This window comes from Hyphomicrobium denitrificans ATCC 51888 (assembly GCF_000143145.1).
In the GTDB taxonomy this organism is placed as follows: domain Bacteria; phylum Pseudomonadota; class Alphaproteobacteria; order Rhizobiales; family Hyphomicrobiaceae; genus Hyphomicrobium_B; species Hyphomicrobium_B denitrificans.
In genome coordinates this window covers 2,434,971-2,461,415 of sequence record NC_014313.1, presented here as the reverse complement: position 1 = coordinate 2,461,415, position 26,445 = coordinate 2,434,971, and the positions used below count along the sequence as shown (strand labels likewise).

The following is a 26,445-nucleotide window of genomic DNA, read 5'->3' as shown; positions in this document are numbered from 1 at the left end:
TCGATCGGCATCGAGCGATACCGCTTAGGTTTCTAGAGCAAGCTTAGGGCGATGGGCGAATGGCCTTTTCACCCGATCCCGGTGTCGGGGAGGCGCCGATCGTCGCCATACCTGCGCCCGAATGCCCCGCCATCGGCGTCGCATAAAAATACCAGCTCGCCAGAGCGAACGCGACGAGCAAAACCATAAGCAGGACGTTCAGCGCGTTGTCGCCCGAATGAACAGCGTCATCCAACGATCGAGGTCTGCTCAATCCATGAAAGATGGCCATAGCCGCCTCCTTGTTTGGAGGCTAACGGATCACCGGCCGCACTTGTTCCGGCGTTATCTGCTGCTGAGAATGGTGATCGCGGGATTGGTCTGAGTAATATCGCTGTTGTTGATGTCGTACATCGCCGAGAACCTCGCCAGGAATTTTTTGAGCTTTTCCGGGTCCTGCAGATCGGCGATTTTCAGTTTTTTCGTGATCATGTTGGCCTGTACGTCGATATCGGCATTCGACATCGACGTCGGCAATCCGAGCGCCGTTTGCGCCACCTGAAGCAACGCTTTGTCGGCGAGGATCGAATACGCCGACGTGATCGATGGAGCCAGGCGTTGGAAGTAGAGCGCGAGGCGCGCGCCCTCGTTCTGGTCGCCGGCGTTTTCTTCGAGCGTCTGCCGCGCATAGGCGTCGGTCGTCGCCACCATCTGGCTGCGTGTCTGCACTTGCTGAGTAGGCGTCGTGAGATCTTTGCCGTCCGTGCCGAAATTGAACGCGACGGCCATCGAACGATAGGCTGAATTTTCAGGCTTGTTGATGAAGCTCTTCGGGTCCGTCGGATCGCTCGTCAGGATTTTGCGCAGAGTATCGTTCGAAAGCGCCTTGTCCTGCAGATCGAAGGCGGTAAGCGCGAACGTCACGAGGCGCTTGTTCTTCAGAAACTCGTCGACGCTCTTGATGGTGCCGATCGTGTTACCGTAATAAGTGTCTTCATCGGACGTCTGCTTTTTTTCCGCTTTCGCATCGCCCATCTCGCTGTTGTAGAGCTTGATCGTCGAAACGAGACTTGCATTCACCTGCGCCGAGCTCGCGGTCTTGGCTTTTCCGTCAGCATCGAAATTGAACGCGGCCGCCAGTTTGCTGTAGGCGGAGTTGTGAGACATGTTCGCGTAGCTGCTCGGATTGCTGGCGTCGCTTTCCAGAACCTTTTCGATCGTGAGCTTTGAAGTTTTGCTCGGATCAATTCCGAACGCGCTCAAGACAAAGCCATAAAGCCCGGTGTCTTTGATGAAATCCGACACGCTCGCGATCTTGGCGATGTCCGTCTTATAGAAATTGATTTGGCTCGATTGATACTTTTCAACCGCGGTCGTGTTGTTCGTCATGAACGACGAAACGGTGCTGTCGGTCTGAGATGCGGTCTGCGCCTCGCTTCCGTTGATCGAGCCGTCAGTGTTGAAATTGAACGCGGCAGCAAGCGCACGATAGGCGTCATTTGTCTGCTGATTTGCGTAGCTGTTGGGGTCTGAGAGATCACTCGTCAGAACATTGCGTAGGATCGCGGTCGATTGCTCTGACGGGTCGAGGCCGAATGCCGTTTCGAGATAGATGAAGAGGCGCGCATTCCCGAGCAGATCGTCGACGGAACTCACGCCCGCGATCGCGTCCTGATAATATTGCGATTTGAACGCTGCTGCAGGCGCGCTGCCGCCGGTCCCCGATGCATCATAGTACCGGTAGACGGTGAAACTGACGTCGTCGCTCGACTGCGCCGAGGCGCCGTTGATCGAGCCATCGGTGTTGAACGAGAAGGCTTCCGCCAACAGTTTGTAGTTGCCCGGCATCTGATTTGCGAAGCTGCCGGGATCGGAGAGATCGCTCGTCAGCACCTGTTTGATCGCCGAGGCCGATGCAATGCTGGCATCGATGCCGTAAGCCGTCAGGGCGTAGTTCAGCAGGCGCGTGTTGCCGACGAGGTCGTCGACCGATGCGACGTTGCCGATGTTCGCCTGATAGTAGGCGGAATCGTCGGCAGCGGTCGCGCCCTTGTTGACCTGCTGCTGGGTATAGAGATTGATGAGATCGGACTGGTCGTTCGCCTGCTGCGCCGTCACGGGCTGCGTGGCGACTTTCCCATCCGCCGAAAACTGAAACGCCTGCGCGAATTTCAGAAACCGCGGATCGGTCAGTTTTCCGACGAAGCTCTTCTGCAGATTGGTCGAGGTGCTGATATCGCTCGTCAGCACCTTCTTCATGAAAGCCTTGGCATAGGTCATGTCCTCTAGTCCGTAAGCCTTCATGGCGTAGGAGAAGAGGCGATGATTGTTCATGAAATCGTCGACCGATTTCACCTTGCCGATGTTCGCATTGTAGTAGGCGGTTGCGCTCGAAACTTCCGCTTGCCCCGAAACCCGCGCGAGCGAGCGCGACATGTCCGAGGCGTAGCTGGTGTACGTGAGGAATGTTGAGATCATCGCCGGCCTTCGCGTCGCGTCACGCCTGACACGTGGTGAACGAGAGCCTCGAGGCTAGGACGGGCAACTTGCATGAACCTGCCTCGATGGGAGCGATCGGCGATGGCGCGGAATGCGCATGCAATCCGCCCGCGCCCGGACTCCGGAATGGTCCAGTGAATCGTTTACCAAAAGGTTATCAGCGGCCCGTGCGTGGGGTCGGCGTCAGCCCTGGCTAGGCATGCAGCCCATTCGATGGGATGGCGACGATGAGCCCGCGGAATTCGGCGAGCGCGCCATCCTTCAATTCACGCACGAGCAGGCGCGCCGGATTGACGGGGCCGGGAAATACGATCTGGCCTGCGGGTACAACCTTGAAGCCGAAACGGCCGTAATACGGATCGTCGCCGACGAGAACGACAAGGGACGTGCCTCCGACGCGCGCCGCCTCGATGGCTTCGTTCATCAGCTTGGTGCCGAGCCCGATGTTGCGATGGTCGGGATCGACGGCGACCGGCCCGAGCAGGGCGGCACCCGGACGGCCTCCGATCGTGATCTCGGTCATCCGGAGAGACGCGATGAGCTGCCCGCCGAGATGCGCAACTAGGCAATACCGCGAAAGGTGACCCTTGCCCTCGCGCACCCGGTAGGCCGAGCGCGCAAACCGTCCCGGCCCAAAAACGCGGGCATGCAGCCGCGAGATTTCGGGTACGTCTTTTGGAACGGCCTTTCGGATAACGAGCGGCGAAGACATTGCGTTTGAAGCTTCCGGCGTGAGATTGCGCGCCTTCTAGCATACTTCGAACGGCGCGCGACCCTCGGCAGCTTGGCGAATGCGCGCGGCATCCTGCGGCGGCAATTCCGGCGGCAGGGCGTCGAGGCCGAAAAATGACAATCCAGCAGCCGGTGCGGCGTCCTGGCGCCAGTGTCGCACAACGTAAAGACCCGTCATGCCGTGCCGCTCCGCCAGGCTTTCTTCATACATCCAGAAAAGCTCCGGCCGGGACGCGAGGCGAATGCGATAATCGGCCACCAGAAAGCGCCGGAGCGCTTCATCGAGCGCTTCACCTTTGTGAACTTCGGTTCGCGGCAATTGCCAGCCGCGTCCCGTGGCGCTTTGGACGAGCGCGACCCGGTCCTCGCCGTCGATCAGGCACGCTTCGGCCGCCAGCGTGAAGCTCCGCGTCACCCGCCAGTAAACCCTGAACCCGCTCGTGACGATCCTGCTGACGTAGGCCATCGTTCCCGCCCAAATGCGTCCTCCGCCCGGACGCATTTGCTAATTAGCACAGTGTGCTAGATTGCACCTGCCCGCCCCGGTTTGAACTCTCCAGAATGACAGAAACGTTTACGCTCGCGCATTTTTCCGACGTGCACATGTCTCCGGTCGTCGGGTTCGGCTGGCGCTATTGGAATGCCAAGCGCGTGCTCGGCTATCTCAATTGGCAGCGCAAACGTCGCCGCGTGCATGTCACGGCCGTTGCGGATCGTCTGATCGCCGACGCGCACTCGCTACGGCCGGATCATATCGCGATCACGGGTGATCTCGTAAATCTCGGGCTCCCGGCCGAACATGAAGCGGCGCTCGCGTGGCTGCGCAGCGTCGGCTCGCCTGCGAGCGTGACGGTCGTCCCAGGCAATCACGACATCTATTCGAGTATGCACGGCGATCGCGGCGTGGTGCGCTGGGCGGCCTACATGGGCGGCGAAGAAGACACCCTCGCGTTTCCGTTCGTGCGCCGCGTCGGACCGTTGGCGCTCGTCGGCTTGAATTCCGCCGTCGAGACGCCGCCGTTCTTCGCGAGCGGCTCTCTCGGATCGCACCAGCTCGAAATCGCGCGTGAGCAACTTTTGCGTCTTGATGAAGATGGCGCGATCCGCGTCGTGCTCATTCATCATCCGCCACTCGCTGATATGACAACGCCGCGCCGCCGCCTGAACGATGCCGCGCATTTCGCGCATCTTCTCGAGCGCACCGGCGCCGAGCTCGTCCTCTACGGACACAACCACACGCCCGCGATCGATTGGTTGCCGTCGCGGAAAAAACCGATCCCGCTGATCGGTGCTGCGTCTGCGTCGGCAGGCACGGAGCACGGAGACGAACCGCTTGCACGCTACAACCTCTTCACGTTTTTCCGCAGTTCATCGGGCCTTCGCATTCGTCATGTCGTGCGCGGACTCGAAACACCCGACGGCCCTGTCACAAAACTCAGCGAGAATTTTTTGGACGCTGCCGCCTGATTCATACCGGCGGTTTTGTAGCGGCCAATTGACACGCGAATGAGCGCTCCTCCTGACATAATCGCGGTCCGAAAAATGCGAATGCTTTGGTGCTGAGCAGGATGGTGCCTAAATGGAGCGTCGCTGATCGCCAGGTATGCAATTCGCCACGAACTGTTGTGCGAATGCAGCTTGTGTCTTTGAAATTAAAGCGTGTGAAAGATCGGGCGTCGTGCCGCAGGTGCGGTGACATCGGACTGCCGCGAGCGCTAGTGATATTCGACGCCGGTGCCGCTTCGCAGTTTTAAGCGGCTCCTGCGGGGAGCAGCACAATTTGCCGAAAACGGCTGACATAAATCTCGCCCTGCAAGGTGGCGGGGCTCATGGTGCCTTCACCTGGGGCGTTCTCGATCGTCTTCTCGAAGACGATACGATGCGCTTCGGCTGGATCAGCGCGACGAGCGCCGGTGCCGTCAACGCCGTCGCCATGGCTGCAGGACTTGCGGAAGGCTCGCGCGAAAAAGCTCGCGAGAAAATGTACAAGATCTGGCACGCGATCTATCAGGCGGGCGTGCCCGATCTCACGCGCCTCAATCCGTTTCTCAACGGTCTCGTGCGGCCATCGCAGCTGACCACGCATCTCGCGACGATGCTGTCGCCTTACGAATTCAATCCGCTCGGCTTCGATCCGCTTCGCCGCGTGATCACCGATCACGTCGACTTCGATCTCGTGCGAAGCAAATCGCCGGTCGAGCTTCTGATCGCCGCGACACACGTTGCGACGGGCCGCGCTCGCCTCTTCCGTCACGACGAAATCACGATCGAAGCGGTGCTTGCCTCGGCGTGCCTGCCGGTGCTGCATCACGCCGTCGAAATCGAAGGCTCGGCGTATTGGGATGGCGGCTTCTCCGCCAATCCTGATCTCGTGACGCTCGCCAGCGAAAGCCCGGTCAGCGACACGCTGCTGGTCATGGTCGCACCGCGCGTCAACACCAAGCTGCCGACCACCGCGCGCGATATCTCGAACCACGCCAACCGGCTGACGTTCAACGCGCCGCTTCTGCGTGACATCGAAGTGATCACGTCGGTCCGCGAGGCTTGCTCCGGCGCCTTGCTGACGAAAAATCGTCTGTCGCCGATCAGCCGTCACCGCTTCCATCTGATCGATGGCGGCCCGATCACCGGCACGCTTAACCCCGAAACGTCGCTGAAGCCCGACTGGGACATGATCACCTACCTGCACGGCGCAGGCCGCGACCACGCCGACAAATGGCTCGCCGTCGCGCGTTCGGCAGTCGGGCGTCTCGAGACGGTCGACCTCGCGAAGTACTTTTTCCCGGCCGTCGACGAGGGCGTGCTGTTCCGCCCGGCGACCATTTTGAAGCGCGCGTCGGCGAAGCGCCGCGCCACCGCCAGGCGCGCGAAATAGCCTTTGATCGACTGTCTTCTGTGAACTCGGTCAGAGAGCGTCAGCCGACGAGCCGCGCATAGCCCTCGGCGACGGTCTCATCCAGAAGCCGCTTGTATTCGGCATAAACCCGGTTCTTCGGCGTGATTTCACCGAACGCGTCGGCGTCGAAATTCTCGCGGCGGGCGTAGAGGATGGCCGTTGCGACTGGCGTCATCGTTGCGCGCTGCTTGTTGATCGTCGTGATGATGCCGCGCATCTCTTCCGCGCGATCGAGTTGCGAGACGACGATCATCCGCATTGCGCCCTTCGTGAGCGATACGAGATGAATGAAGCTCGACGACGCTGGAATATAAAGCCGCCCGCGATGCGCGTAGGGCTCATCCGGCCGGTTGCGCTCCTGAAAAAGAAGGCTTGGCCATTCCGCATCCCATGTGATGTCGGTGCGATACGAAACGATTGTGTCGGGCAGTGAGAATGAGCGGCGCAGCGTCAGATAGCTGCCGACATAATGATCGACGGCGATTTGCGCATAGGCGCCCATGTAGACCGGCGCGACGCCGCCGCTCTGCGCCTTCGCATTCATGCCGCCGTTGTCGACCGCGACCGACTCGCCGTGCCACGCGTCTCTGAGGCCGTGGAAATCGAGGCCGAGCACCATGCAGACGTCGAACAGCGTCTGATCGCGCACGGAGCGTCCGCCTAAAAGATTCTGAATGGTCTTCTCATGACAGTCGGAGGCGTCCGCCAGCTCTGCCTGCGTGAGTTTCTTCTCGACCATCGCCGTCTTGATCCGGTCGAGAGCTTCCGAGCGGGTCGTCACCGGGCCGGCGGCAGGCTGCTTTTTCATGAGATCACACGGGTGACTGAGGGCGACGAGTTGCGGGAAAATACCGATTTTTATCCCTCGAAGGCAATCGGAATCCGGCATCAAGTTTCGCCTTCCGCGTGCTGTCGCCGCTTCGGTCCTGACGGGCTGATGTTTCTGCGCGGCGAACGGCATCTTCACGTCATCGCCGCCACCGCTGGGGTGGACGTCGAACGATCGAGGAGATGGGCACCGTGTCAGACACATTCACATTGCGATTTGCGGCAGCGATTTCGGCGACAGCGCTCGCTGCTCTTGCGGTTCTTGCTGCTCAGGCCGGGCGCGCCAATGCCCAGGAGTTCGACTGCCGCCGGGCAGGGATGGCGTCCGAGCGCACGATCTGCCGAAGCGACGTTCTGGGCGCGTTGGACGAAAAGATGAGCGGCCTCTACGCCGAGCTGAAGCAATCCTACGGCCGGCGCAGCGAGCGCGATCAGTTGAAGCGCTATCAGCGCCAGTTCCTCGCCGCGCGCAACGACTGCGGCCGCGATACGGAATGCATCAAAGGCGCTTATCTGGATCAGATCGGCGTGCTGCAAGCCCAGATCGAGCGCAACAACCGCCTGAGCGAACGGTGACGGTTGCGGCCCGCTCGGCAGCGCTAGTTCATGACCTCGAGACGGACGTTGGTCAGGCCGATGTCCGTCATCTTGAGGGTCTTGGCGGCGCCTTCCGAAAGGTCGATCACCCGGCCCGGCTTGAACGGGCCCCGGTCGTTGATGCGCACGACGACGCTTTCACCCGTGTCGACCCGCGTGACCTTCACCCGCGTCCCGAAGGGCAGCGTGCGATGCGCGGCCGTCATGCCCGAGGGATCGAAGCGCTCGCCGGTTGCCGTCTTGACGCCGGCGCTGATGCCGTAAAACGATGCAAGCCCGGTCGTTGCGTGACGGCCCTTGTCAGGGACAGGGCCGTGCAGCCCGTAGGGGTGAGTAACGGCGGAGGGATCGAGCGTCGCCGTAGCCTTCACCTTCGGAACGGCGACCGTCACCGAGACTGTCGGGCTCCATGATGCGATGGCCGACTTATTGACCGTAATCTTGGCCGCCCACGGCCCCATTTGCAGAGCCTTGCCTGCGGGCTTTGCGAGACCGTCGCTCAGCGACTCTGCCCAAAGCGGGGCCGCCGTCGTGGCAGCCACCAGATTGATGGCTAGAACAAAGCCAACTCGCCCCCATCGATGCACGCACATTCCCCCCGGAACCACGCCGAATCTCATCGACTATGCTGATTCGCAGGGCGAAAAAACGTCGAAGGCGCCTGGTTCCCCAGACGCCTTCGTTAGTCCGGATCTGTCGAAAGGCTCAGCTACGGCCGAGAACTTCGAGCGAAACCGCTGCCACACCCTGGCCGGTCATGCTGATCGCCTGGGCGGCTGCGCGCGACAGGTCGATGATGCGACCGCCGATGAACGGTCCACGATCATTGATCGTGACGACGACCGAGCGGCCATTCGAGCGGTTCGTGACGCGAACGCGCGTGCCGAACGGAAGCGAGCGATGGGCAGCCGTCAGCGCGCTGGGGTTAAAGCGGACGCCGGAAGCCGTCATCTGGCCCTGCCAGTAGTAGGACGCCATTCCGCTGGAGGCGACGCGACCGGCCGGAGCCGCATGGGAGACGCGACGCTTGCGCACCGGAGCCGACGAATAGTTGCGGCGAGCAACCCGATTGCGCGAGGCATAGCGCGAATGCTTCACGCCGCGGCGCGGAGCATAGGCATGACGCGAATGCGAGGATTTATGTGAAACGTGCGATTTGCCGGCCTTATGCGAGACCGACTTGCCGCAAACATGAGCCGAGCCGCGGCAATTCCAGGCGGCAGCGTCGGCCGGAGCAGCGCTTGCCGCCATTCCAACGATACCAAATGCGGCAACAGCGATTAACGAACGCATTAGTGCACTCCTTGTTAAAAGGAGCAGCAGCGTTTCCGGGTCGAATGAGCGATTTCCCCCGCCTGCGGCGCAGATAGCTGCAGGACAACCGCCATCGTGGCGGCACCGTCGTTAACGTTGGGAGAAGTGACTCTTAAAATGAATTCCCTGCAAGACCCGTAACCCGAACCCCAGAACCCGGTTCGACTGCTACCCGTGATGACTGGGGAAACCCCCGTCCTGGCGCGCCCAACGAGCATCGGAAGCAGGGTCGGTCAACCCGCTGCTTCTACCACATTTTAACCATAGTATTTAAGGTTTTGAAAAACATGATTGTTTTGTCATGCAGCTTTGAGTTGCGTGACGTCTGGCCGCAGCGAAATGCCCGCTTACGTGGTTAATGGCGCCCTCGCAAACATTCCCTTTGCAGTCAATCGACTACTGCAATGCAGCGTCGACCATTCGTCAGGGTACGTCGTATTTGACGAAAAATGGCGACGATCGAGTTATGCTGTGAGCGCCCGATCGAATGCGCATTGCTCCTGCATCTCGAGTGCTCAGAGCCAGCCCTTCTTTCGGAAATAGACAAACGGAACGAGACCCGACACGAACATCAGCGCGAGCGCCAGGGGATAGCCCCACGTCTCCGCGAGTTCGGGCATGTACTTGAAGTTCATTCCGTAGATCGACGCGACCAGCGTCGGCGGCATCAGCATCACGGCCATCACCGAGAACAGCTTGATGATCTGGTTCTGCTCGGTGGAAATCATGCCGAGCGTCGCATCGAGCAGGAAGCTGGTGCGCGACGAGAGAAAGCGCAGGCTTTCCATCAACGATGTGATGTCGTGGTTAGCGGCCTCGATACGCCCCATGATGCGCTTGTCGTCTTTGCGCTCGCGCACCGCGTTCGCGAAGTAGAGCAGAAGCCGGTGGATCGACATCGCACTTTCCTGGGCTCTCGCGGTGACGTCGCCTTCCTTGCCGACCGTCTTCAGAAGCACGTCGAGTCGCCGGTCGCGGGAATTGTGGGAGCCGTTCTGGCCGAACACGATCGGCGCCATCCGCTCGACCTGGTCCTGGACGCGCTCGATCAGATCCGCTTCCCGTTCGATGAGCATTTCGATGAGACCGATCATGATGCCCGGACCGCTCACACAGGCGGGATCGCCTTTGGCCGCGCGGGCGACATAGAGCGGAAAGGCGCGGGGCTCGGCGTAGCGCACGGTCACAAGGCGCGAGCCGGCCAGTATGAACGTGATGACCGCCGTCAGCGGAACGTCCTGCGTGCTGTTGTGCACGATGATCGACGTCATGTAGTAGGCGCCGCTTTCGGTATAGAACCGGTTCGACGCCTCGATCTCGCGCATTTCTGATCGCGTCGGAACTTCGATGCCGAGCGCCTGCTCGATGATCTTGTCCTCATCCTCCGCCGGATTGAGAAGATCGATCCAGACGCCGCCCGTCGACAGGTTCCCGATTTCCGGGCGCGTCACCAGCTTGCCGCCGACTGCGTCGTACACAGTTATCATCGGGATACCTCTGTAAAATCGATCGTTTGCGGCTATCTGAAAGGGATGAGCCAGAGCGTTCTGCGCCGCGTCTGACCGGCGAGACCAATTTCATGACGGCTGCGGCAAGGCAAGCCTGCTAAACTGAAATTCGATTGATTTGAGAGCGCGGCACGCCCGCGCGGCAACGGACCGAGGATTTGACGATGGCAAAACAACACACGGTGTTGCTGGCTCTGCTGGCGGCCGGGGGCGCTGTCACAATAGTGAAACCTGCGGAAGCCAAAATCAGGTGCAATGAGGGATTCCAGCTCGTCGATGGCGCGATGCTTTCGACGCCCTATTGCCGTGACAATTACGTGGCCGCGGTCGCGCGCAAATACGGGTTCGATGCGCCAGACGCCAAGGTCCGCAACAATCCGAATTTCAAGCGCGAGATCTGCCGCTGGATCGGACACGACATCCGCGTAAAGGATGCTTGCGAAGAGGTCGAGCCGAGCGGCCGCAGCCGCTTCTGAAACACGACCTCGGAGGCGTGCGAGAAACACGAAAGGCGTTTGCTTGAACCGCAAACGCCATTCTGAAAACCGGTCTGGAGCGGAGTAGCGCTCGAAGATTACCCGAGGTCGGGCGTCACTTCGCTGACGTCCTTGGCGCGTCGCACGCTGCCGTCGAACTGCGCGCCTTCGTCGATCGAGAGCGTCTGTTTGATGATGTCGCCCTCGACGCGGGACGTCGCGTTGAGATTGACCGATGAGCCCTTCAGAGCACCGCTGACTTCGCCCTGGATGATGATCGTGCGCGCGGTGATCGTGCCGACAACGCTGCCCGTGTCGCCGACCGTTACAGACTCGCCGTGCACGTCGCCCTGGATATGGCCCGCGATCAGCAGCGAGCCTTTCGTCTTGATGACCAGCTGCTGCCCGGCGATGGTGATGTCCTGCCCGAGCACGGACGTCGGAGCGTCGATGGCGGGCGTAGAGTGATGCTGCGTCGTCCCGAAGAGCGGCGGTGTCGACGTTTTGATCGGTGAGATTGGCTGCGGCGTGATGGATTTGATCGGTTCGACGTTACGCGGATCAGGCGTCGATACGCGGTTGAACATTATTTACCCCCTAAGATGACATCGGTTGTCGCCAGCCCCGCGAGGACCGTTACACCACCGCACTTTGAGCACATTATGACCGAGCGAAAAAGTTCTCCAGGCAAATACAAGCGCCTGATGAAAACTTATGCGCTGTCGGATGGGTGCCGGAGCAAGCCCGATCTGACCGTTAACGAGGGTTCCAGAGATCGACGAAGGGTGCAACGACCCGCGTGCCCCGCCGACCCTTGTAGACGTGAACGAACGGCGCATCGACGACGGTCCGTCGGCCGCTTTCGACACGCGCGAACGGTGCGTCGACAACCCGTCCCCGGTAATAGCGGCGGTGATAGCGGCGCGATCGATATCCGACGTCATGCACGGAATTCGCTGCAGGCGAGACCGTTCTCATGGCTGCCGCGCCAGCGCCCGGTGCAGCCTGCGCATCGCCGATCGCAGCAAAGCCCATCAGAGCGAATGCTGCTGCCGCGACCATCGCCGCCGGACTGAAAAAAGCCGTCATGAGAAGCTATCTCCGTTGCACATTATAGAGCGTTGAAAATAGGCAGGGATTTTCATGCGAGCAACCGCAGCTGCGCCGAATGCCGACTCGTGCGACACTTGTACTGAGTGCCGAGCTAACCGATGACCCATTTCGGGCGGTTTCGGGGACCTGCGGCAGGCAAATCAGGCTGATCTGCGCGCCTGCTTTGCCCGAACGGAATTGCTGACGAACGGGGAGAACGTCGATGGCATTGCGCTGGTTGGTGCGGGGTTGTTTGTTCGCATTGCTGAGCGGCGTCTCGGCCAGCGCTTGGGCTCAGGACACATGTCCGAAAGCCGGAACGCTCGGAGTTTCGCGCACCGTTGAAATCGACACCACTGGCGGTCCGGGCTTCGGCATGGAGCACTACAAGGCCTACGACTTCCTTCAAGACAAGGAAGTCGTTCTGACGTTCGACGACGGTCCGCAGAAGTACGCCACCGAAGCCGTGTTGAAGGCCCTCGCCGACGAATGCGTGAAAGCGACATTCTTCTCGATCGGCAAGATGGCGCTGGGATATCCGGAAATCATCCGCGAGGTTGCCAAGGCCGGTCACACCATCGGCACGCACACCTGGAGCCACAAGGCCATAGCCAAGGCGAAGACGTTCGAGGAGGGCAGGGCCGAGATCGAGCGCGGCATTAGCGGCGTGCATCGCGCCGTCGGTGGACCGATCGCGCCGTTTTTCCGCTTCCCGACGCTCGTCGATACCCAGGAAGCCGTCGCCTATCTCGGCAAGCGCAACATCGCGATGTTCTCAACCGACATCGACAGCAACGACTACCGTCCGCAGACCGTCGATCATCTTGCCAAGTCGGTTGTCGCGAAGCTCGAGAAGCGCGGCAAGGGCATCATCCTGATGCACGACATCCACAAGCGGACTGCGCAAGCGCTGCCGATCATCCTTGCACAGATCAAAGCCAAGGGCTTCAAGATCGTCCACCTGACGGCGAAGGCGCCGCTCGTCACGCTCGCCGAATTCGACGAGGCGATTGAAAAAGAAGCCAAGGGACTGCCGCAGGTCGGCGCCGAACGGCCGATGTCGAGCGTCGTCAAAACCGTCGGCGGCGCTGCGCCAAGCGATGCCGCTGCGAATGACGCCAGCGAGCCTGAGGGACTGCCCGCGCCTGCTGAGGAAAATGCGCACGCGCCCACGACGCCGTTGCCTGCTTTCCCTTCGGCATCCACGCCGGCGGAAAAATCCGCTTCTCCGGAAGCCTCTCCGCCTGCCGCATCGTCCGCAACTCCCGGCAAGCAATCGTCCAACGAGCCGTCAGGCGCAGCGTCGGCCAGCGCGCAGCCCGCGCAAGCGGCTCAACCTTCAGCGCTGCCGGTTGCTTCGTCCGATGGCACGACGGCTCCGCCGCCGTCGATGACCACCGCCTCCGTCGTGCGCACCGTTTCGGGTAACGGCGAAACAGAGCCTTCCGGGACGCCGGCCGAACCTGCGGCGGCAAAGAGCGAACCGCCGGCACCGCACAAATCGCTGATGGAGCGCGCCAAGGAAACGTGGAAGCTCTGGTTCGGAGAATAGGAGCTGGCGCGCTATCGCGAAGCTCTATGACGCGACGAAAAAGAAATGGGTGGCAGAATATGCCACCCATTTCTTTTTGGCCGCCCTTAGGTCCCCCCGGACCCGCCGCAAGCCAAGCTCTTATTGGGCGTATGCGATGCAGCGAGATATGAAACCTGCGCATCGTGTTACGGCATGTGTGGGTACTTCGCTCCCCCCAGTCGGTCCCCCGATCGACTGCCCACGGCCGGGAAGCTATGTCAGCAATCGCAGTTCTTCCACAGAAAAACGAATCACTCTCGCTGATTCGATATTGTTGTGGTGTTTTGGTTACAACAAAACGCTGAGCAAAATCGCGTTGTCACGTCGGCGTCGCAAATGAAAAGGGCCGCTTGTGACAGCGGCCCCGTGAGATCATTCGTCATGAAAGCGGAGTGCAATGTCCGCGCTCGTCGTATCAGGCGCACTCCGGGAGATTTCCGGATGCAAGTCTGAGCGACCACGACATCGACCGCCTCAAGATCCCACTCGACATCGGATCACCTCCTCTCGGTTGTTGCTGATGAAGAAAGACTCGCACTGTTCGCGCGTTTTGCAAAGAGGGACGAAGCGCTCAGCTATTTCACGCAGCTTGGATACGGCGCTTTTTCGCCGGCGACGACAGGACAGATGCGGAAAGGCACCATCTGTTTCAGTCGGGCTTTCCATTTGCTTTCGTCAATCGTCAGATTTTCCGCATTCGCCGGAGCGCGCTCCGCCCACTGGATCGTGTAGACGGCTTCGCGGGCCTTGATCGCGACCGTCAGCGCCGTTTCGCTATGCTTGTCCGGCTCGATCTTTCCGCAACTCGTCACCGCTACGAACGCGTCCTGCCCGTCGATCTTCGTCGGCCCGAATGGCTTGACGGAGAAGGTGTCGGGGCAAAGCTTCTGAATGCTGCTCGAGATGTTCGCGGCAATGAACTGCGCATTCTTGGTCGGATCTTTGTCGGTATCTTTGACGCCGGTGATGCTGATCATCTGTGTCCAGTTGTCGGAATTCTCGCCCTTTAATAGCGCGGGTCGAAAATACCGCGTGGCGTCGGCATCCTCCTTTTGGATCGCAAACCCGTCCGGAAGCGTGAACCCAACCAGCTGCCCGAGCACGGGCGCGATGACCGTCGATGACGGAGTGTCGGCAATCGCCGCCGATCCGGCCAATCCGGATAAGGCAGCGAGCAGGGCAGAGGCAAATCGCATTCGCATATTGCAAACCTTCGTTGTCGAGCGTCCGATAGAAGTGTGATGCGTCAAAAACATGGTCGCGGCCGGCGGTTCGAACGTCGTTTGATCCTAGCCGCGAGTTCTTCGCATTTCCATGGCGCGCCCGAAGCCTGCGAGCAGGGTGCCGAGCGCGAACAGCGCAAGCACGATCCATTGCAGAATATCTTCGACGCCTGTCTTCTCGAACATGTAATCGGCGATATCGGCATCGGAATTTTTATAATGCGCGATGCTCTGATCGCGTAGCGTTTCGGCTTCCTTGATCTTCTCCTCCGGCGCATTCGCCACCTGCAGGAGCGTGATCCTATTGTCGTAGATCGCCTTGATCTGAACCTGCGCCGACTGCTGAGTGCTGAAGGCGGCGAGCCGCCATTCGATCTCGCGCTTCAGCGGATCGAGATAGAACATCTGCGTCGCGGTCGCGCCGAGCAGCAGCAGAATGCCGAACAATTCGCCAAGCTGGTAAATCTTGAACCCCATCGCATCCCCCCTGCGCCCGGCCCCTCAATTCCATCTCGGCTGAGCAATCAGTATCGAAAGAAAAAATAGCCCGCCGAGAATTGCCGGTATTGCGACGACTGCAAGCACAGCCGCGCCCACGGACGTTCGTCCTCGTGTCTTGAGGCCATACCCGACCCCGACGACAGCCGTCAGGCCGCCGAGCACCGCAAGCCAAAGCACGATGTTGAACGACGACACCGACCCATCGCTGATGCCGGCGAAAAAGAAATAGAGAGCGATGAAAAGTGCGACGATGTCGACGGATAGGAATAGGCGGTACGCTGTCATGGCGGCGGACTTTATCTTCTCCGCCGCCGAAAGCAATTGCTGCTGGAAATCCTATTCGGTCGACCGGTCAGCCTCGACATAGAGCGCACTGCCCATCTGGCGGAACTTCTCGCTCATGTCGGCCATGCCGATTTCCTTGTCGTTGAGCGTCGCCGCGTAGTCGCGCACGTCCTGCGTGATCTTCATCGAGCAGAACTTCGGCCCGCACATCGAGCAGAAATGCGCGACCTTGTGGGCGTCCTTCGGCAGCGTCTCGTCGTGGAATGCCGTCGCCGTGTCGGGATCGAGCGACAGGTTGAACTGATCCTGCCAGCGGAAATCGAACCGCGCGCGAGAGAGCGCGTCGTCGCGGAGCTGCGCCGCCGGATGCCCCTTTGCGAGATCGGCCGCATGCGCCGCGATCTTGTACGTGATGACGCCCGTCTTGACGTCGTCGCGGTTCGGCAGTCCGAGGTGCTCCTTCGGCGTCACGTAGCAGAGCATCGCCGTGCCGTACCAGCCGATCATCGCCGCGCCGATGCCGGACGTGATGTGATCGTATCCCGGTGCGATGTCGGTCGTCAGTGGTCCGAGCGTATAGAACGGAGCTTCCCCGCAGGCTTTGAGCTGCTTCTCCATGTTGACCTTGATCTTGTGCATCGGCACGTGGCCGGGGCCTTCGATCATCACCTGGCAGCCTTTGGCCCAGGCGATCTTGGTCAGCTCTCCGAGCGTTTCGAGTTCCGCGAATTGCGCGCGGTCGTTGGCGTCCGCGATCGAGCCAGGACGCAGCCCATCACCGAGCGAGAACGACACGTCGTACTTGCGCATCAGATCACAAATCTCGTCGAAGCGTTCGTAGAGGAAGCTTTCCTTGTGATGCGCGAGGCACCACTTCGCCATGATCGAGCCGCCGCGCGAAACGATGCCCGTCACGCGATTGGCCGTCAGCGGCACGAACGGCAGCCGCACGCCGGCATGGATCGTGAAGTAGTCGACGCCTTGCTCGCACTGCTCGATCAGCGTGTCGCGATAAAGCTCCCACGTCAGCTTGACCGGATCGCCGTCGCATTTTTCGAGCGCCTGATAGATCGGCACGGTCCCGATCGGCACGGGTGAATTGCGAATGATCCATTCGCGCGTCGTGTGAATGTTCCGGCCGGTCGAGAGGTCCATGACGGTATCGGCGCCCCAGCGGATCGCCCACACCATCTTCTCGACTTCCTCCTCGACCGACGACGTGACGGCCGAGTTGCCGATGTTGGCGTTGATCTTCACCAGGAAGTTGCGGCCGATGATCATCGGCTCGAGCTCGCCGTGATTGATGTTCGCCGGAATGATGGCGCGGCCGCGCGCGATCTCATCGCGAACGAACTCAGGCGTGATATGCGCCGGGATATCCGCGCCGAAACTTTCCCCGTCGCCGATCGCATCCTTCGCCCGCGCCAGAGCTTCGGCGCGCCCCAGGTTCTCGCGATACGCGACGTAAATCATCTCCTTCGTGACGATCCCCGCCCGCGCATACTCGAATTGCGTGAGAGGCCGGTGATCACCGCTTGCAAACTCCGCTCCGCCTTGCGGGGTGTGGGCCATCGCCCGCAGCGGCCGGAACACCGTCGGAAACACGCGTGCGGCGTGCGAGCCCGAAACATTGCCGTTGTCCTCGGGCTTCACCGCGCGCCCGTCATACGCTTCGACGCAACCGCGCTCTTGCACCCACGCATCGCGCACGCGCGGCAAGCCTTTCTCGACATCGATCGTCGCCGCCGCATCCGAATAAGGCCCCGAGGAATCGTACACGCGAAACGGCGCTTCGCCGCTTGCCTCGCTGAGCACGATCTCGCGGAACGGAACGCGCAGATCCGGCGCAGCGTCGGGCGATGCATAGACTTTGCGCGAGCCCTGAACCGGCCCCGTCGTCACCTTCGGCGTTACGATCTCGGAAGCACGGGTGACTTTGTTCATGACAATTGCTCCTCTCGACGCTTCCGCGGGAAAGCGGGCGAACGATGACGTCACGCGGCGGCGCGCGCGATATGCGTCATCCGGAAAGGTGCGGAAGGGTGGCGTCGCGCCACCTGGTTTGCCCGTCCCTTCGCCGGCATGACCCGGATCAGGTTCTAAGGGTGCTCGCGCTCCTTACACGATCTCAGCCGGACAACCGGCGCCCCTCGGAAACAGTTCGATTGTGGCTCGATTGAATTGCGATGGCAAGTCAGGCGAACGGCTTAGTCATCGCGAGCCAAAGAAAGTCGGGATCGGCCAAAATCCGTCGTCATGGCCGCGAAGGCGGCCATCCACGCCGGTTTCCGCTCGCACAACGCCAGCGAGCCGCTCTCCGTCAAGCCGCCATCGCGTGCTTCGCGGCGCCGACCCAGCTTTTGATTTTCTCGATGTCCGGCGGACGGCCCTCGCGCAGCACGCGCCGCCCCGCCGACGTCGCGGCGAATTTCAGCACATGCGCCGAAAGCACGACCGGATCGGCCTCCGCGACCGCTTCTGCCGTGCGATACCCCGCGCCGACGAGGAGCTGCGCATGCGTGCCCCTGAGCCCCGGAATATCGATCACCATGCGCGCCTGATCCTGCCAGTCGGTCAACGTCTCGCTGTCGAAGCGCGAGTCGTCGAGGTCATCCGCAAGCTGCATCACATCGCGTTCAAGAAAATCGCCAACGGTATGCACGCCGACCGCAGCAAAACGCTCCGCCATTTTCGGTCCGATAGATGGTGCAGCCTCGAGATCATCGCTTTCGAACAGGTAGGCGCGGCCGACCTCGGTTCGCTCTTCCGGCAGACGAACAGGGATCGGACGCGGATGCGGCGTGCGCGCAGCGGCTGCGGGACTATCGGACTGTGCCGGCAAGGCGGGTGGACGCTCGGTCACCTCGGACGCGATGTGCGAGGACTTCGCGACCGCGAGTTCGAGCGCGGTCGTATCGTGCGCGGGCACCGCTTCCTCCTGCGGCGCGATCGTGGGCGGCATCTGCATCAGGGGGACGGCTGCGCCCGAAACGCGCGCGGCGCGCACTTCGTTTCGTTGCGCAAGCTGCGGCTCCAGAACTTCCTTGCGATGCAGATCGCGGATCGTCCGGTCATCTTCCGACAGAGAATTCTCGACGCGGCCCGTTGTTTTCAATTCGTCGTAGATCGCCGCGACGAGCTTGCGGTCTTCCTCGTTCGACAGCCGCTTTTCGATGAACTTGCGTGGGATCTGCGTCATCGCCAGGAACGTCTCGGCGGTGAGCGTGACCGCCGGCGCGGCGACGCCCGCTTCCGAGATCGCCGCATCCAGCACGCGGCCATAGCCCTTCGCCGCGTACATCAACAGTTCGGCGACGATTGTGCGCGCGACGTCATCAAGCCCGTCCTCGGGCCGTACCGTGCCCTTGTGAATGTCGTAATGCGCGATCAGCTTCTCATAGTAGCGATGCGAATATTCAGCGCCGTCGCACACAAACTCTTTCAGCCAGTTGGCTCCTGTGGGCACGGGCGCGTCGACATCCGCAAACCGCTTTTCACCGATCGCTCGCAGCGCATTGTAGGAACGATTGATGCTCCACTCGGCGGCGCGATGGATGGCGTTCTCGGCTTCCGTCTGTCCGGTGTGAAACGGCATGACGGGATCGGTGTAATAGTGGCTGAGCACGCCCGCCGCGTAAGCCGCATCCGGCCAATTGCCGGCTTGCAGTTCGCTGACCGTCCGCCGGTACCACTCGGCGGCCTTCTCCGGCGCGCCGCCCCAATAATTTTCGGAGACGTGCAAGACGTGATTCTTGAAATCCTTGAACGTGACGTCCGGAGCTTTCGAGCCTTCGAGAAAGCGCTCGACATGCTTCAGCATGACCCGTGACCACGCCTCTTTGTCCTTGCGCGGCATCGCGTCGAGACCGTCGAGCGCCAGTTTATGATGCGTGCCGTTGGCATGCGTGGCATAGACAATTCGAAAAAGCGCGGACATCTCTCGCCTCGGGGCTGGTCACGGTATCAGCCCGATGTCTACGCGAGTCGCGCGCCGTCCTCGATTGCAGCAGCGACACCAGAGCGGGTCATCAACGATTTTCGCTGCGCTGCCGCGCCTGTTTCTCGGCCGCAAGATCGATGATATCGGCGCTAAGCCCGCGATCCCGAGCAATCCGTCGCGCCAGATCCGCGTTCCGCCCGATCCGTGTGACGTTCGACGCGCGCGCCAGAGAGGCGTCCGAAAGCATGCGCGCCAGAACTTCCGGTGTCAGCCCGCAGGCACGACCGAGCGCTAACGCTTCATCCCGCGCCACCGCATGCGCGGCTTCGACATAACCCATCAGCGCCGCGACCGCGTGCGCGCTGCCGAGCGGCCCAGTGCGCTCAACGTGACCGAGAAGCGAAAGCACCTTGTCCGCGATTTCGACCGAGTCGGGATATCCGCCGAGCATGATCTTCGCCCGGCCTTCCGCCGCCGCATCCGAACCGCCGATCAGGGCGGCATCGACGAGGGCCACGCCGCGTGTCCCGAGCAGCCCGAGAAGCGCTTGCAGTTCGCGAGGCGTGCGCGCGCCGATATCGACGATGACCGATCCCGGCTCCATCTCGGCGCCCATTCCCATCCGGTCCGGAGTGCCGACGAGAAGATTGCGCATCGCTTCGGTATCATCGACCGCAACGAGCACGAGAGAACATTCGAATGCAACGTCCGTCGGCGTCGAAGCAGGTTCAAGCCGCTGGCCGCGCGTCACGGCAGGAGAGCCCGGCAATCCGCCATAGAGCACGCGATAACCGCACGCCGCGAGACGCGCCGCAATCGCCGGGCCGTAGTCGTCGTTGCCGATGACTCCGACCGGAGTGTCGCCATAAGGTTGAGAGCTGGCCATCGTTCCTCCGGCTTTGGCGCGAGCTAGCGTCCTTCGCGCCACCATGCGAGCGCGATCAAGGCCAGCAACGCCGCGAGCGCTGCAAACCCGTTGAACATCGGCGTCAGCTTGACGCCGCGCGTCAGGTACGCCTGCCGGTCCTTGAGCCCGAGCCAGCCCGAGCCCGCCATGACCTTTGCCGACGACATCATCGAAATGCGCGGCACATCGATATCCGTTGCCGAACCGTTTGCCGTACGCGTCCAGAAAACGCCGCCGCCCGTCGCATCTGCGATCGGCTTCATCTTGCTGTCCGTCGCCGTCACTTCGCTCATCTCGCGTGGATCTTCGACGCCCGCGTTGGCGACGGCCGTCAGCTCACCCGTCGAAGCCGGTGTCTCGGCTTTGTAAAGGCCGGGCAGTTTGACATCGATCGTCGAGCGCCAGACGCCGGGCTCCGCCGTCGCGCGCGTGAGCGTGACGTCCGTCGTGTCGCCGCCAGGTCCGAGAATTTTCACGGGCGAGATTTCGTCATCCATCGATCGCCGTTCGACCGTCAGCTTGAGGCCGCGTGCGGATGCGATCAGCCGCTCTTCCTCAAGGTCGGGCTCCTTCATGAGCCAATGCGAAAGACGGCGTAGAAGATCGGTATGCGGCCCACCGCCATCGTACCCGCGCGCCCAAAGCCATGCCTGATCGGATGTCAGCAGCGCCACCCGGCCTTTGCCTTTGCGATCGAGAACGAGGAGGGGCTTGTCCTCCGCGCCGGTCATCACGATGCGGCCGCGCTCGCCCGTGACTTCGGCTTGGCGGAACCAGTGTCCCCAGGTTGGCTGCGGCGACGCATCCGCGACTTTCGCCGCGTTCCAGCCCGGCAGGCCTTGCGTCACAGGATGCTTCTGGCCTTCGGGCGTGATCTTGGCGCGGAACGGCATCTCCAGTACGCGCCCCGTCGGAGCCGCAGGCAGAACCGACGACAGCGGCGTGTGATAGATGCTGTAGGCGCTTGCGTAATCGTCACCTGCCGCGACCAGCAGCGCGCCGCCATGCTCGTCCACGTAACGCGCGATGTTGTCGTAGTAGAGCAATTGCAAAATGCCGCGATGCTCGTACCTGTCGAAGATGATCAGGTCGAACTCGTTGATCTTTTCCGAGAACAGCTCGCGCGTCGGGAACGCGATCAGCGACAGCTGATTAATCGGCGTTCCGTCCTGCTTTTCCGGCGGCCGCAGAATCGTGAAGTGCACGAGATCGACCGCCGCGTCGGACTTGAGAAGGTTCCGCCACGTCCGTTCGCCCGGATGCGGCTCACCCGATACGAGAAGCACGCGCAGGTTTTCGCGCACGCCCTCGGCCGCGACGACGGCGCGGTTATTGGCGGTTGTCAGCTCGCCCGGCGTCGGTGCCAGCTCGATCTCGACGATGTTCGTTCCCGTGTGCGGGATCGGCATGTCGACCGTGACCTTGCGGCCGATTTCTGTGCGAACCGTTTCGTCGGGCTGGCCCTCGCGGCGAACTTTGAGCGTCACCGCTCCGGAGCCCGACGTCGGGGCTTTGCCGGTCTCGCGCACGGCGAGTTCGATCGGACGTGACTGCCCGACGAGACCGTAGCGCGGCGCCTCGATGATCTCGATCCGCCGGTCGAATTCGTCCGGTTTGCCGGTCAACAACGTGTGCACGGGCGCGTCGAAGCCAAGCGCCGCGGCCGATTTCGGCACGTCATGCACTTGCCCGTCCGAGACGAAAACGACGCCTGCGATGCGGTCCGGCGCGGTATCGCTCAGCGCCGCGTTGAGATCGGTGAAGAGGTTCGTCCCCGGCGCCGTCTGCTCGCCCGGAACGCCACCGTTGACCCACTTGATCTTGAGGTTCGGAATCTTTGCGAATTTCGCTTCGATGTCGCTGCGGATCGCCTCAAGCTGCTTCGTCCGGTCGGAAAGTTTCTGGCTCGGGCTTTCGTCGAGGACGACGATCGCGACGTTGTCGAGGCTCTCGCGCTGCTCTTCCTTCAGGATCGGATTGAGCAGCGCGCCGATCAGTGCCGCCAGCGCCGCAAGCCGCAGCAGCGCACCCCGCGACCGCCGGACGAGAAGCGCAATGACCAGTCCGATCGCGACCGCCGCCAGTGCGATCAGCACCAGGTTGGGAACGAGCGGAGCGAATGTAATCGACCAGTTCAAACTCGTGTCCTTATTGGCCCAGCCGTTCGAGCAGCGCCGGCACGTGCACCTGATCGGCTTTGTAGTTGCCGGTCAGCGCGTGCATGACGATGTTGATGCCGCCGCGGAACGCCATCTCGCGCTGCATCTCGCCGCCTGGGACGGTCGGGTAGATCGGACGCCCGCGATCGTCGAGCGCCCACGCCGCGGCCAGATCGTTCGACGTGATCATGATCGATGTGACGCCATCGGAAACGCGTGCCTTATGCGTATCGCCGTCGTTGTTAGGGATCGCCTCCACCCAAAGCTGCCCGCCATCCCAGCGGCCAGGAAACGAACGGAGCAGATAGAACGACTTCGTCACGACGTGATTTTCCGGAACAGGCTCGAGCGGCGGCACGTCGAGCTTGCTCAACAGCCGCTGCAATGCCGATCCGCCTTTGCCCGCGAGCGGCAACGTGCTGCTGCCGCCTTGCCCATAGTCGCGCGTGTCGAAAATAATGAGCCCGCCTTCCTTCATGTACGCGTCGATCTTGGCGATGACCGGATCGGGCAGCGCTTCGGCGGTGTCGAGCACCGGCCAATACAGAATGGGATAGAACGCAATCTCGTCTTTCTTGATGTCGACCGGCTTCGGCTCGCCCGGTTCGACGGCCGTGCGCGTTTGCAGAACGCGTCCCAATCCTTCCAGACCCGCGCGGCTCGTTTCGTCCGTCGTCCGGTCGCCGCTCACGACATAGCCGAGCGTGACTTTGCCCGTGGCCTCGATGACGGCTTTATCGGCGGCCGAAAGGTTGCCTGGCCGCACGACCTGAGTGGTGTCCGTCGATGGTCGCGGCGCGAACGAGTCGAGCTGCTGAATATCCGGCTGCCGGAAATCTTGCGGCGAAAAATCTTGCGCTCGGACATGGTCCGGCCAAGCCGCGAAGGCGAGGGCTCCTAAGGCGATCATCGCCGCCGTACCGGCGCGCGGATGCGAGCGGCGCGAAAACAGTCCGCCGATGCCGCCGGCCTGCAAAACGAGAACCGCGAGAATGTCGGCGAACAGCAGTCCGAGAGCGAGGCCGAGCAGGGTCGGCTTGAGCGCCGTGCTCGCGCCGTTGTCATAGGAGAGTCGCGTTACCGAGGCCGGAAGGCTCGGGAACGGCACAAGCGTGCTTTTCGGCGTCAGCACATTGAGCGCGCGCGGGCTCGCAGGCTGTCCGTAATAGCCCGGCGGATGCTCGATGCTCGGCACCGTTTTTTCGAGCTCGGAGGCTTTGAGCGGTTCTGCCGTCGGAGGCGGCGTGCGAAGCGCTCCGAGCCCGTCGAGCGTCCGGATCGGTGCGAGCACGTTGCTGTCGTTGGTCTCGGTTGCGCCCGCGTTTGCATTCGTCTCGGTCGCTGTACCGCTCTGCGCCGCGCCGATCGTTCCCATGGTCGAGAGCCGTCGCAGCATGTCGACAAACAGTCCCGACATCGGCAGGTTCGACCAATCGGAATTCGCCGTGACGTGGAACAGCACGAGACGTCCGTTGCCGCGCTTGGCGGCCGTGACGAGCGGCGTGCCGTCCTTGAGCCGCGCCCAGATTTCGATTTCGGGCGTCAGTTCGGCGGGATCTGCCAAAACCTGACGGTTGATCGTCACGTCCTTGGGAATGGTGAGCCCCGCGAAAGGACTGTTCTCGTCAAATCCCGCGAGCGGTTGTGGCGTCGACCACGACAGTGCGCCGCCGAGCGACCGCCCGCCGCTGCGAAGCGCAACTGGCAACAAGTCATCGCCCGCTTTTTCGAGACGCGGCCCGGCGAAGCGCACGAGCAGACCGCCGCGCTTGACGAAGTCGTCGACTTTCTTCGCCGCTTCGCCCGTCAGCGTGCCGATATCTGCGAGCATCAGCACTGAAATGTTCTGCTTGAAAACGCTATCGAGGCCGTCGGACAGGTTCGCATTCTTGGCGATCGCGATATCCGCGTACGGCTTGAGCGCCTTCTCGATGTAATAGAGCGGCGCCAGCAGCGGCTGCGCCTCCTCGCGGCTTTCACCCGACAAAAGCCCGACGCGATGCCACTGCGTCGCGGCATCGATCAGGCTGACCGATCCCGCCGATCGCTCGCTCGCGATCTCCAGCCGCGCCACCTGATTGCGCAATTCGAGCGGCAGCTCGAAGACGACGGTCGTCGAACGCTCGCCCGCCGCGAACTTGAACGGGGTTTCCCCAAGGCGCTCGCTGCGCGCGGAATAGGCATACACGCTGCCCGTTCGCGCAGGACCGCCCGGCGACAGAACGGTCGCTTCGAGCTTTCCCTTCTCGCCGAGATGCGCTGCAAGGCCGAGTGCCTCGCGTCCCTGCGCCTCGTCGAGAACGGCGATCGTTCCATTGCCCGCGAGTTCGGTAAGCGTCTTTACAACCCCGGCGACGTCCGACTTGTGATCGATGCCGTCTTGCAGCCAGACGATGCTTGGATTTTTGACGCTTGCTTCAGCAAGCGCCTTCCTCAGAGCCTCGGCAGCCGCACCGCGATCCGGCGCGAAGGGTTCAGGCACAAGCGCTGCAGCCGTGCTCCGCGCTTCCGCCGGAGATTGAATCTTGAGCACGGGCAATCGCGTCGCCGCCGCCGTTCCCGCGACGATCACCGGACGGCCCTTGCTTTCCGCTTCGCCGATGATCCGGTCAATCATCTGAACGCGTTCCGGCCACCGCGACGCCGCTGACCAGCCGTTGTCGACGAAGACGACGACAGGACCTTCACCCGAGAGCGCCGCGTCGCGCGACGGATTGAGAATGGGCTCCGCCAGCGCCAGGATGACGAGCGTCGCCGCGATCAACCGGATCAGCGTCAGCCACCACGGCGTTTTTTCTGCAGTCTTCTCATCGTTCTCGAGCCCGACCAGAATGCGCGTCGGCGGAAATTGAACTTGCGTCGGGCGCGGCGGCACCGCGCGCAGCAGCCAATAGATGATCGGCAGCGTGACGAGCGCCGCCAGCAGCCAGGGATTGAGAAATGCGAGCGGGCCGAAGCTCATGGCGCGCGCTCCATCGCATCCGAGCTTCCCGCCATCCACTTATAGCCGCTCGTCGAACCCTGAAGCCGCATCAGCAGCGACAAGAGCGGCTCCGACGCAGGCCGATCGGTGTGATGCGTGAGGAACGACCAGCCGAACCGCTTCGCCATCTCGGCAAGCTCGGCGCGATGCGCTTCGAAACGCGCGCGATATTTCGGACGCAGCGCTTCGACGCGATCCGCTACCCATCGCTCGCCGCCGGATGGGCTCAGGAATTCGGTGCGTCCATGATACGGCAGCGTCTCTTCGGCGGGATCGAGCACCTGCACCATATGCCCGGCGACGCCGTTGCCCGCGAAACCTTCGAGCCGTTCGCGGATGACGTCCGGCGGCGATAGGAAATCGCTGAACAGGATCAACCCCGAAAAGCGGCTGAGCGAAGCCTTCGGCGGTAGACCCGATTGCATCGCTTCGGAGCGGCTGTGGCTGGCAATCGTCTCGGCGATGCGCGTCGCAGCGTTGCGGCTTGCGGTCGGCGACATCTGCGCGAGCAGCGCCACGCGCTCACCGCCGCGCACCAGAAGTTCGGCTGCTGCGAGCGTCAGCACCAGCACGCGGTCGCGCTTCGAAACCGGCGCGATGTGGCTCTGGAAATTCGTCGACGCCGAAATGTCCGGCCAGAGATGCAGCGTATGCGCCGCCTCCCACTCGCGCTCGCGGATATACAAGTGATCCGAACTCGCTGACCGCCGCCAATCGACGAGCGTCGCGTTTTCGCCCGCTTGATATTGCCGGAATTGCCAGAACGTCTCACCGGGCCCCGCGCGTCGCCGGCCGTGAATGCCCTGCGCGACGGTCGATGCGATGCGGTCCGCCTCCATCAGCAGTTCCGGCATGCGATCGACGAGATCGACCGCCTCGCGCTCGAGCGCCAGAACCTGCCGGCTCCCGTTGCTGATGCCGGAACCATGCCCGCGGGCGTCCGCCATTCGTGA

Annotated in this window: 24 protein-coding genes and 1 riboswitch; of the genes, 5 read left to right on the top strand and 19 right to left on the bottom strand. The window is 62.0% G+C overall.

The window, feature by feature from the left end:
* Positions 1–43 precede the first annotated feature (43 nt).
* The 4 genes from HDEN_RS11855 to HDEN_RS11840 all read right to left on the bottom strand — a co-directional run bounded on the left by HDEN_RS11855 (position 44) and on the right by HDEN_RS11840 (position 3,676).
* Entirely contained in the window at positions 44–271 is a 228-nt protein-coding gene (locus HDEN_RS11855) for a hypothetical protein (protein ID WP_013216357.1), read from the bottom strand.
* Between the two features lie 53 nt (positions 272–324).
* Entirely contained in the window at positions 325–2,457 is a 2,133-nt protein-coding gene (locus HDEN_RS11850) for a DUF1217 domain-containing protein (protein ID WP_013216356.1), read from the bottom strand.
* 214 nt (positions 2,458–2,671) lie between these two features.
* Positions 2,672–3,190, bottom strand: coding sequence for a GNAT family N-acetyltransferase (locus HDEN_RS11845; RefSeq protein ID WP_013216355.1), 519 nt, complete (start codon positions 3,188–3,190; stop codon positions 2,672–2,674).
* Between the two features lie 36 nt (positions 3,191–3,226).
* Positions 3,227–3,676, bottom strand: coding sequence for an NUDIX hydrolase (locus tag HDEN_RS11840; protein ID WP_013216354.1), 450 nt, complete (start codon positions 3,674–3,676; stop codon positions 3,227–3,229).
* Positions 3,677–3,771: 95 nt separating this feature from the next.
* Between HDEN_RS11840 and HDEN_RS11835 the strand changes: the two genes are divergently transcribed.
* Both HDEN_RS11835 and HDEN_RS11830 read left to right on the top strand, forming a co-directional pair.
* A complete protein-coding gene (locus HDEN_RS11835) occupies positions 3,772–4,677 on the top strand; it encodes a metallophosphoesterase family protein (RefSeq protein WP_013216353.1) in 906 nt (301 codons plus the stop codon).
* Positions 4,678–4,990: 313 nt separating this feature from the next.
* Positions 4,991–6,085 (top strand): patatin-like phospholipase family protein, encoded by a 1,095-nt coding sequence (locus HDEN_RS11830; protein WP_013216352.1) that lies wholly within the window; start codon positions 4,991–4,993, stop codon positions 6,083–6,085.
* A 40-nt stretch (positions 6,086–6,125) separates the two neighbouring features.
* Here the strand turns inward: HDEN_RS11830 and HDEN_RS11825 are convergent, their stop codons facing one another.
* Positions 6,126–6,914: a helix-turn-helix domain-containing protein gene (locus HDEN_RS11825; protein ID WP_041921652.1), complete on the bottom strand. Its 789-nt coding sequence runs from the start codon at positions 6,912–6,914 to the stop codon at positions 6,126–6,128.
* Between the two features lie 212 nt (positions 6,915–7,126).
* Here HDEN_RS11825 and HDEN_RS11820 point away from each other — a divergent pair, with 212 nt between their 5' ends.
* Entirely contained in the window at positions 7,127–7,510 is a 384-nt protein-coding gene (locus HDEN_RS11820) for a lysozyme inhibitor LprI family protein (RefSeq protein WP_013216350.1), read from the top strand.
* A gap of 23 nt (positions 7,511–7,533) precedes the next feature.
* Here HDEN_RS11820 and HDEN_RS11815 read toward each other — a convergent pair whose 3' ends face one another.
* The 3 genes from HDEN_RS11815 to HDEN_RS11805 all read right to left on the bottom strand — a co-directional run bounded on the left by HDEN_RS11815 (position 7,534) and on the right by HDEN_RS11805 (position 10,332).
* Positions 7,534–8,073: a septal ring lytic transglycosylase RlpA family protein gene (locus HDEN_RS11815; RefSeq protein WP_245256628.1), complete on the bottom strand. Its 540-nt coding sequence runs from the start codon at positions 8,071–8,073 to the stop codon at positions 7,534–7,536.
* Positions 8,074–8,236: 163 nt separating this feature from the next.
* Complete coding sequence (locus HDEN_RS11810) at positions 8,237–8,824, bottom strand: septal ring lytic transglycosylase RlpA family protein (protein ID WP_013216348.1); 588 nt, start codon at positions 8,822–8,824, stop codon at positions 8,237–8,239.
* A 536-nt stretch (positions 8,825–9,360) separates the two neighbouring features.
* Entirely contained in the window at positions 9,361–10,332 is a 972-nt protein-coding gene (locus HDEN_RS11805) for a magnesium transporter CorA family protein (RefSeq protein WP_013216347.1), read from the bottom strand.
* A 185-nt stretch (positions 10,333–10,517) separates the two neighbouring features.
* Here HDEN_RS11805 and HDEN_RS11800 point away from each other — a divergent pair, with 185 nt between their 5' ends.
* Positions 10,518–10,829: a hypothetical protein gene (locus HDEN_RS11800; protein WP_013216346.1), complete on the top strand. Its 312-nt coding sequence runs from the start codon at positions 10,518–10,520 to the stop codon at positions 10,827–10,829.
* 98 nt (positions 10,830–10,927) lie between these two features.
* On the opposite strand, the gene HDEN_RS11795 is transcribed toward HDEN_RS11800, so the two are convergent.
* Together HDEN_RS11795 and HDEN_RS11790 are read right to left on the bottom strand one after the other, a co-directional pair.
* Positions 10,928–11,416, bottom strand: a complete 489-nt coding sequence (locus tag HDEN_RS11795; protein ID WP_013216345.1) for a bactofilin family protein — start codon at positions 11,414–11,416, stop codon at positions 10,928–10,930.
* Between the two features lie 169 nt (positions 11,417–11,585).
* Positions 11,586–11,918, bottom strand: a complete 333-nt coding sequence (locus HDEN_RS11790; protein ID WP_013216344.1) for a hypothetical protein — start codon at positions 11,916–11,918, stop codon at positions 11,586–11,588.
* A gap of 226 nt (positions 11,919–12,144) precedes the next feature.
* On the opposite strand from HDEN_RS11790, the gene HDEN_RS11785 reads away from it, so the two are divergent.
* Positions 12,145–13,473: a polysaccharide deacetylase family protein gene (locus tag HDEN_RS11785; protein WP_013216343.1), complete on the top strand. Its 1,329-nt coding sequence runs from the start codon at positions 12,145–12,147 to the stop codon at positions 13,471–13,473.
* Between the two features lie 596 nt (positions 13,474–14,069).
* Here HDEN_RS11785 and HDEN_RS11780 read toward each other — a convergent pair.
* The 9 genes from HDEN_RS11780 to HDEN_RS11740 all read right to left on the bottom strand — a co-directional run bounded on the left by HDEN_RS11780 (position 14,070) and on the right by HDEN_RS11740 (position 26,439).
* Positions 14,070–14,696 (bottom strand): hypothetical protein, encoded by a 627-nt coding sequence (locus HDEN_RS11780; protein ID WP_013216342.1) that lies wholly within the window; start codon positions 14,694–14,696, stop codon positions 14,070–14,072.
* 87 nt (positions 14,697–14,783) lie between these two features.
* On the bottom strand, positions 14,784–15,194 hold the full coding sequence (locus HDEN_RS11775; protein ID WP_013216341.1) for a hypothetical protein: 411 nt from the start codon (positions 15,192–15,194) through the stop codon (positions 14,784–14,786).
* 24 nt (positions 15,195–15,218) lie between these two features.
* Positions 15,219–15,503, bottom strand: coding sequence for a hypothetical protein (locus tag HDEN_RS11770; RefSeq protein ID WP_013216340.1), 285 nt, complete (start codon positions 15,501–15,503; stop codon positions 15,219–15,221).
* Between the two features lie 51 nt (positions 15,504–15,554).
* The gene (thiC, locus tag HDEN_RS11765) at positions 15,555–17,447 is read right to left on the bottom strand and encodes a phosphomethylpyrimidine synthase ThiC (protein ID WP_013216339.1); all 1,893 of its coding nucleotides are present in this window, start codon (positions 17,445–17,447) and stop codon (positions 15,555–15,557) included.
* 108 nt (positions 17,448–17,555) lie between these two features.
* Positions 17,556–17,664, bottom strand: a riboswitch (TPP riboswitch).
* Between the two features lie 159 nt (positions 17,665–17,823).
* The gene (locus HDEN_RS11760) at positions 17,824–19,440 is read right to left on the bottom strand and encodes a DUF4332 domain-containing protein (protein WP_013216338.1); all 1,617 of its coding nucleotides are present in this window, start codon (positions 19,438–19,440) and stop codon (positions 17,824–17,826) included.
* Between the two features lie 91 nt (positions 19,441–19,531).
* Positions 19,532–20,329 (bottom strand): NAD(P)-binding domain-containing protein, encoded by a 798-nt coding sequence (locus HDEN_RS11755; protein WP_013216337.1) that lies wholly within the window; start codon positions 20,327–20,329, stop codon positions 19,532–19,534.
* Between the two features lie 23 nt (positions 20,330–20,352).
* The gene (locus HDEN_RS11750; protein ID WP_013216336.1) at positions 20,353–22,488 is read right to left on the bottom strand and encodes a membrane protein; all 2,136 of its coding nucleotides are present in this window, start codon (positions 22,486–22,488) and stop codon (positions 20,353–20,355) included.
* A gap of 10 nt (positions 22,489–22,498) precedes the next feature.
* Entirely contained in the window at positions 22,499–25,471 is a 2,973-nt protein-coding gene (locus HDEN_RS11745) for a DUF4159 domain-containing protein (protein WP_013216335.1), read from the bottom strand.
* Positions 25,468–26,439 (bottom strand): DUF58 domain-containing protein, encoded by a 972-nt coding sequence (locus HDEN_RS11740; protein ID WP_013216334.1) that lies wholly within the window; start codon positions 26,437–26,439, stop codon positions 25,468–25,470. The genes HDEN_RS11745 and HDEN_RS11740 overlap by 4 nt, the downstream gene beginning before the upstream one ends.
* Between the last annotated feature and the right edge of the window lie 6 nt (positions 26,440–26,445).